Consider the following 6,878-nt stretch of genomic DNA (forward strand, 5'->3'; position numbering starts at 1 on the left):
GGAGGTGTTGCGGCCACTCGGGATGACCGTGACGCACTACTCCTGCCTCGAACTGCTGGCTCAGCGGCCGGGCTTGTCGAACTCCGAGCTCGCGCGTGGCGCGTTCGTGACGCGGCAGTCGATGAACGTGCTGCTCCAGGCCCTGGAACGAGACGGCTACGTGACCAGGCCCGCGGAAGCGCCCGTGGGAAAGGCCCTTCCCGCACGGCTCACGCCTCGCGGCCGTCGGAGCCTGGAGAAGGCGAGTGCGGCGGTACGGGACGTCGAAGTGAGAATGCTGGCCGGCATGACGGAGCCCGAGCAGGCAGCCGCGTTCCGGATCCTGCGGAGCATGGTTCATTCCCTGCGCGATGACAACGACGCTGCCTAGCAGTTGCCGTGCGCGCGGTTCCTTTTCGCGGTAGAGCCCGGGGGATTCGTTACGGAGCGTTGTCGGTGGGGTGGGTGTTCTGATCGTGGGCGAGCGCGTGGGTGATGGTGGTGGTGTCTGTGCCGTGCACGACGCCGGATGGTCATCGTTCATCGGCATGCTGGAGTACAGAAGCGGAACGGTACGGCCGCACCCTGGTCAAGATCGGCCGGTTCACACCGACCTCCTGGGCCTGCGGCGCCGTGGACGGCCCCCAACCCCTCAACGTGCGGGAATGGACCTGTAGCGCCTGCGGCACCGTCCACACCTCGACGGGCAGCTCCGCATGGCGGCGGCCCGGCGTGCTTCGAGCCTGTTCCGGGACGCGACAACGTCACCGTGCGGCAAAATGGCGCTTACTGATGTGCCGTAGCGCAGCCTTGACCGCAAGTGCTCGACTTCATGCGGTTGTTGGGCGTGCGAGGAGAGGAAGACGTGAGCGAGAACCAGAGCGCCGACGCCGCAGTGCAGCGACTCGACACAGGGACGGCGCACAACGCACGCGTGTGGAACTACTGGCAGGGCGGCAAGGACAACTACGAGGTCGACCAGCAGGTGGGCGATCACGTTGCCGGAATGATCCCCGTCATCCGCGACATCGCGCGCGCCGACCGGGAGTTCCTTGGCCACGCCGTGCGCTGTCTGGCACGGGAGCACGGCATCCGCCAGTTCCTCGACGTCGGCACCGGCTTGCCGGCGTTGGAGAACACCCACGAGATAGCCCAGCGGATCACCCCCGAGTCGCGGATCGTGTACGTCGACAACGACCCCATCGTCCTCGCGCACGCCCGCGCACTGCTGGCCAGTGCCCCGGAGGGCGCTACCGACTACATCGACGCCGATGTGCACGACCCGGACACCATTCTGCGCATCTCCGGGCAGACACTCGACTTCTCCAAGCCCATCGCACTCATGCTGCTCGGCATCCTCAACTTCGTCCTCGACGATGACGAGGCGCGGGCCATCGCACGTCGGCTCGTGGAGGCGCTGCCCCCCGGCAGCTTCCTCGTACTGACCCACCCCACCACGGAGCCCGAACTCGGCGGCGACCTCCAACTCGAGGCGATGGAGTTCTGGAACGCCAACGCCAAACCGCCGGTCACCGCCCGCAGCAGCGAGGAGGTCGCCCAGTACTTCGGCGGGCTCACGCTCCTGGAACCCGGACTCGTGTCCTGCTCGCTGTGGCGGCCGGAGCCCGGCACAGCACCCACGGTCGTGCCTCAACTGGGAGCCGTGGCACGGAAGCCGTGATCTCGCGCTGCACCTCGCTGCCACACCTGCTCACGGGCAGGCCCGCCCCCGTCCCCGAGGGCGACTCGTTGCCTGTCAGCACACCCTGCTCGACAGCATGAGCCGGGGCGAGGCAGCTCAGGCTGTCTGCCCCGGCAGCCGGTCGAAGACCTCCGCGGCGCGTCATGGGTCCTTTGGTTGCCGTCCGAGGGAGCCGGGACGCGCATTCGACCGCGGCGCGTCGGCCTTCCCGACGGGGCCGGCACGGCTGACGCCGCTGCACGCCGCTGCTCGCGCGTCAACCAAACCCCCACTGGAGCCACCGAAGTGGACAGGCGAACAAGACCATGGCGGTACTCACGCGCGGCGCAGCCGCCCCCATCGTGGCCCGCACCGTGGCGGGCGGTCACGGGTGAGGCGGCGCTGAGCTGGCGGTTCGTCCGCAACGATGTGTGGGCCGGGCTCTGTCCGGGGGTGGTGTTCACCATCGCCGCCGCCTGGCACCACCGGCTGGCGCCCGATCGCTTCACGTGGACCGTAGCGGGGGCGATCCTCTACTTCTACCTCTGCCTTTACAGCTTCTGCCTCACCAACCAGCTCACCGGTCGGCTCGAAGACGGCATCAACAAGTCCTCCCGAGGCGATGACGATCCTGCACAACCTGGCCGGCGGCGCCCGCCGGTGGCTCGTCAAGGACCTCGTCATCGGCTTCGGTGCGCTGCTGATGCTCGCTCCGGCCTCGCAGATGGCCGCCCCGCTCACCGCGGACACCTGGCGGTGGATGCTCACTCTCGCCGTCCTGATCTTCCTGCTCATCCCCTTCCAGGACCTTCGCGACCTGCCCGGCGACACCGCGGCCGGCCGCGTCACCCACTTCCTGCTGCGCGTCCACCACCACGGTCTGGATCGCCGAACCGGCAACAGCCGCCCTGTGCTTCACCATCGCCTGGCGCGTGGCCCGCAGGCGCTCACCGGCCTACGACCACCTCAGCTACCGCCTCTTCGAGTACTGGTACGCCGCGATGCTGGCCGCCGCCCTCATCACCCTGTAGCCGACGGTGACACCTCCGGACAGGTGGACGGCCCGAACACCATCCGACCGACGGCACGGCGCTCCCTCGCTGACCACCCGATCTCAGTCGACGACCGTCGGCTCGACACCGGCCGGGGCGAGGCGGCTCCGGAGGCGCACGGCCGACAATGAGCGCATGGACGTTCCTGAGTTGCTCGAATCGGCTTCGCTGCTGGTTCCGGAAGAGACCGCCACCGAGAACGACCTCACGGTGCGGGACATCTGGAACTACCTCGTCCACGATGAGTGGGAGATCGCCCTGGGCCTGCTGGAGGATCTCGGGGACGGCCATCCTCTTCCTCTCGCATTCTGGGCAAAGCTCGCTGAAGCGGCTGACCTGCTCCGGCTTGAGCGGAGTTCGGCCTGGTGCCACTGGCGGTGCTCCGAGATCCGTAACGGCATGGTCCGGGCCGACCTGACGCTCCGCCCCGCCGCGGAGGCGCGACGTACGATGCCCATCGCCGGCCACGGGGTTCTGCGGCCCATGTGGGACATCGGACACCTCTCACCCGCTGGTGAACGGGCGGTCGACATCGCCTTGCTCTGGGTCGAGGACATGCCCTTTCTGGAGCCTGGCGGCCGAGCCACGGTTCGCCTCGTGCCCCTCACCCCCTCGCAGTGGAAGGGAGCCGTCGGCTGAGAGCGCAGCGGCCGGAGGCACTGCGGCTCGAAGCACTGCAGCCGACAGGCCGCGCTACTTCTCCTTGGTCATTCCCAGGACGTGGGCCAGCCGCTGCGCCTTGTTGCCGGCCAGCTCGAGCTTCGGCTCGGGGGTTCCGAACAGGTAGGCCAGCACGCTGTCCCGCAGCGCCTGATACTGGTGGTAGTCCCGCTTCTCGAACAGCGCCGGATTGTCCAGGTCGGCCGCCACGTGGTAGGGCCTCATGATCAGCGGCGTGCCGCCCGCGGGCTGCAGCGGCACCGGGGCGGCGGACGACTGAGCCCCGGAGCCCTGCGCCCCGGGCCCCTGGCCGATGAACAGGCCCGGGTGCCCGACGCCGAACTCGATGCAGTGCAGCATCGCGGACTTCCCGCTGAAGGCGGCGGTCGCCTCGTCCGCGCTGAACTCGACCGTCGTACTGTTCTCCAGGGTGAAGGTGTACTTCACCCGCTTCGAGTTGACGACCAACCGGATCGCCACGCCCGAGGGGTCAAAACCGGGCAGGGCGTCGTTCAGCACCCGGGCGAACGCGTTGTCGACCGAGATGTCCGCCAGGAAGTGCTCCAACCGGGACTGCTGTACGGGGTCGATCAGATGCACCTGGGACGCCAGCCTGATCCGCTCCTTCCCGGTCCCGCCGAGCGACACCATCCGGCCCTTGACCGCGAACAGGTACACCCCGGCCTCGTCCTTCTTCACCTCGCGCCGGCGCAGCACCACTCCGTGGGTGAGCAGCGGCAGCCCCGGGGTGTCGAAGTAGGAGTCCTTCGAGACCCGCGGCTTCACCTCCCCGTTTTCCTTGTCGAGGTCGTCGCACTTCAGGTCGGTGACACCGAGCTCGGACCACAGGCTGGGGGTGTGCAGCAGATCGGCCAGCTTGCCCAACACCCGCTGGTACTGGGTCGAGTCGACCAGGAACTCGGACTCGGCCTCCAGGGTGGTGGCCATCTCCTTGCCCGGCTGCAGCAGGTCCTGGTAGGCCACGTAGACGGGGCGCGAGGCGCGCAGGACCTCGCTCAGGTTCCAGTCGGTGTTGCGGACGACCTCCGAGGCCTTGCGGTCATCCTGGGTGATCGGCCGCAAGGTGATCTGTCCCGAGCCGTCCTTGAGTTTGTTGCCGCCGCTGGTGTGGAGCACGCCGTTGGCACCGGAGGCGAGCCGGTCGTACCAGCGGGCCTCGACGCCCAACTGCGGGAAGGCTGTGCACACCGCGTGGCGCAGGTCGGCCCCGGGGGTCGGCAGGCCGAGCAGCCTCGCCAACTGCGCCCAGGTGTAGAAGGCGTCGAACTGGATCCGGTTCTCGTTGACCGGCGGGGTCAGCACCAGCATGGTCTCCAACTGGGTGTCCTCGGTCGGCTTGCCGGGGGTCACCAGGGGCTTGGTGAGCACGATCTCGATCAGGTCGTGCGGCACCGCGACCTGGTCGAGTACGCCCTCGACCAGCACATTGACGTGCAGGCCGCTGTCGTCGTGCTGGTAGTCGCCGATGGTCAGCCGCGCCTGGCTGGTGAAGGCGCGGTCGGTGACGGTAGTGAGGTTGAGGATCTGCGGGTGGTCGGCGGGGTTGGCCCCGAAGAGGCGGCTCCGGCCGTCGAGCTGGGCCGCCCGCAGTCCGCCGGGCGTGCGGTAGATCCGCTGGTCGTTGGCGTTCGGGTGGTCGGCGTCGGTGGCGATGACGTGCCTGGTGGCCGGGGCCACCAGCCGCCCGTCGGGCAGCGACTGGGCCTGCTGCGAAGGCTGCGGCACGATGACCGGCGCGGTGACCTCGGGCTGGACGACCGTGCAGAACTTGGCCGACTGCCAGTCCGCCTTCTGTTTGTCGACCAGGTACTGCAGTACGTTGGCCGCGCCGCTGTAGCGGTGCTCCAGGACCGTCTTGACGCTGCCGTTCTGCAGCCGTACCCGGGTACCGTTGGGGAGCGGGACCATCTGGTTCTGAACGCCGGGGTTCGGTGCTGTGGTCACGGTTGTTCCTTCCGCGTCGGTTCGGACGAGCGGGACCGGCCCAGCGGGATCCGCCGGATGCGCGGAGGCCGATGACAGTGGCTCGGTGCTCTCCACGATTCGTCACCGTCCGGGCGCTGGTCCGGGCATCCGGCTTGCCGTTGTGTGGCGTTGAGCTGCGGTTGATCCGGCGCCGATCCGGCGTGGATCCGCGGGGACGGCGCCAGTCAGCGCGGGGGAGCGGCCGGGAGTGGTGGCGAAGGTGTGTCGTAACGCCTCGATGAACGCGCTGACCGTGTGCCGCAGCTACGGCGGCGCGTCCACGTCCTCGACCAGCCACTGGTCGAGCGTCTTCGTGAACGGCTTCAGCCGGGGCGAGTTCCGCCGCGGAGTGCGCCGCGGCGCGGGCACCGCCGTGCACAAGAATTCACGCGCCAAACGACGGTGAACCCTGTTCTTTCGCGCCGATGCGCGCATCGACAGCCCCTGCTGTCACGAGTCCCGCCGAATCGGTAGAAAGGCTCCTCCTTCGAAGACACCATCTGGCCTCGCCCCCTCACGGCCGCATATCGCGAGCGTCCCAGACCCGGCCAGCCCGTGGGGCCGACTCAAGCCGGAACAACCCCCGAACGCTCCCGTGCGCCCCGCAGGTGGGGCCAACTCAGACCGGAAAGTCGGGCCCACTGCGCCGTGCGACCGGCCGCCTGACGTCGTCCGTTGGATGGCATTGCGCGACCGGGACGGTCTTGGCAGCCGTCGAGGAAGTCGTGGCTGTACGGGAGTCGGCTGAGGCCGCTGCGGACCTCAGTGGCCTTGATTCCGGCTTATCGAAAACGTATTGTCGAAAGTGCGTTTTCGAATCTTGGCTGTCCAGGTGGACAGACGCGGACCGGCAAGCTGGACGACGGGAACACTGATGAAGAAGCAGGCGCTGCCCTCCAAACGGCGCAAGCGGCTGACGCAGGAGCGTGAGCGCGAGATCCTCGACGCCACCTTCGACCTGGTCGCCGAGGTCGGCTACGAGCAGGCGACCGTGGACGAGGTGGCCCGGCGGACGAAGGCGAGCACGGCCACGCTGTACCGGCAGTGGGAGAACAAACCCAGGCTGGTGATCACGGCGATGACGGCCCGCAAGTACCCGCCCCTGCCGCACATCGACGCAGGCAGCCTGCGTGACGACCTGGTGGCGCTGGCCCGCATGATGCCGGCACCGCCCCCCAAGGGCGCCCCGACGCTGGGCATATGGCAGGCAGTCATGTCCGACCCGGGCCTCGCCCAGACACTGCGGGAGGTCCTGTTCGCCCCTTACCTCGGCGCGCTGCGCACCATCCTGGCCCGGCACGTCGCGCGCGGAACGATCCGCGCCGACAATCCAGCCCTGGCACACGCCGAGACGTTCCTCATGGGCAGCGTCTTCGTGGAGAAGCTCTTCACCGGCACCGAGGCCGACGCTGACCAGCTCATCGCGGTCATGGACGCCCTGCTGCTGCCGGCGCTGACCAGCGTCCAGTCGGCGGCGTAGACCGCGACCGGCGCATCGCTCAGCTGCCGGACGAGCCGAT

General features: G+C 68.7%; 7 protein-coding genes and 1 pseudogene. 7 read left to right on the top strand and 1 reads right to left on the bottom strand.

Going from position 1 to position 6,878, the window contains the following annotated elements; genetic code table 11:
* The 5 genes and pseudogenes from ABZ646_RS36655 to ABZ646_RS36675 all read left to right on the top strand — a co-directional run.
* Positions 1 to 370: MarR family transcriptional regulator (locus ABZ646_RS36655; RefSeq protein ID WP_360528994.1), on the top strand; the 370-nt coding region annotated here is incomplete at its 5' end.
* A gap of 121 nt (positions 371 to 491) precedes the next feature.
* Positions 492 to 675: pseudogene (locus ABZ646_RS36660) on the top strand (transposase); the annotation flags it as partial.
* Between the two features lie 169 nt (positions 676 to 844).
* Positions 845 to 1,660 carry an SAM-dependent methyltransferase gene (locus ABZ646_RS36665; RefSeq protein WP_360528996.1) on the top strand — a complete coding sequence of 272 codons (816 nt, stop codon included), beginning with the start codon at positions 845 to 847 and terminating at the stop codon, positions 1,658 to 1,660.
* Between the two features lie 622 nt (positions 1,661 to 2,282).
* Positions 2,283 to 2,843: a hypothetical protein gene (locus ABZ646_RS36670; RefSeq protein WP_360528999.1), complete on the top strand. Its 561-nt coding sequence runs from the start codon at positions 2,283 to 2,285 to the stop codon at positions 2,841 to 2,843.
* A 4-nt stretch (positions 2,844 to 2,847) separates the two neighbouring features.
* Positions 2,848 to 3,351 (top strand): hypothetical protein, encoded by a 504-nt coding sequence (locus ABZ646_RS36675; protein ID WP_360529002.1) that lies wholly within the window; start codon positions 2,848 to 2,850, stop codon positions 3,349 to 3,351.
* A 54-nt stretch (positions 3,352 to 3,405) separates the two neighbouring features.
* On the opposite strand, the gene ABZ646_RS36680 is transcribed toward ABZ646_RS36675, so the two are convergent.
* Positions 3,406 to 5,337, bottom strand: a complete 1,932-nt coding sequence (locus ABZ646_RS36680) for a hypothetical protein (RefSeq protein WP_360529005.1) — start codon at positions 5,335 to 5,337, stop codon at positions 3,406 to 3,408.
* Positions 5,338 to 5,596: 259 nt separating this feature from the next.
* Between ABZ646_RS36680 and ABZ646_RS36685 the strand changes: the two genes are divergently transcribed.
* Together ABZ646_RS36685 and ABZ646_RS36690 are read left to right on the top strand one after the other, a co-directional pair.
* Positions 5,597 to 5,764: a hypothetical protein gene (locus ABZ646_RS36685; protein ID WP_360529008.1), complete on the top strand. Its 168-nt coding sequence runs from the start codon at positions 5,597 to 5,599 to the stop codon at positions 5,762 to 5,764.
* Between the two features lie 468 nt (positions 5,765 to 6,232).
* The gene (locus ABZ646_RS36690) at positions 6,233 to 6,838 is read left to right on the top strand and encodes a TetR/AcrR family transcriptional regulator (protein ID WP_360529011.1); all 606 of its coding nucleotides are present in this window, start codon (positions 6,233 to 6,235) and stop codon (positions 6,836 to 6,838) included.
* Positions 6,839 to 6,878: the final 40 nt, after the last annotated feature.

It is taken from the genome of Streptomyces sp. NPDC007162 (genome assembly GCF_040634175.1).
Classification (GTDB): domain Bacteria; phylum Actinomycetota; class Actinomycetes; order Streptomycetales; family Streptomycetaceae; genus Streptomyces.

What these genes read in the sequence shown, in the direction of transcription:
- ABZ646_RS36670 (WP_360528999.1), top strand. Translation starts at nt 2,283, where the DNA reads ATGACGATCCTGCACAACCTGGCCGGCGGCGCCCGCCGGTGGCTCGTC.
- ABZ646_RS36675 (WP_360529002.1), top strand. Translation starts at nt 2,848, where the DNA reads ATGGACGTTCCTGAGTTGCTCGAATCGGCTTCGCTGCTGGTTCCGGAA.
- ABZ646_RS36685 (WP_360529008.1), top strand. Translation starts at nt 5,597, where the DNA reads ATGAACGCGCTGACCGTGTGCCGCAGCTACGGCGGCGCGTCCACGTCC.
- ABZ646_RS36690 (WP_360529011.1), top strand. Translation starts at nt 6,233, where the DNA reads ATGAAGAAGCAGGCGCTGCCCTCCAAACGGCGCAAGCGGCTGACGCAG.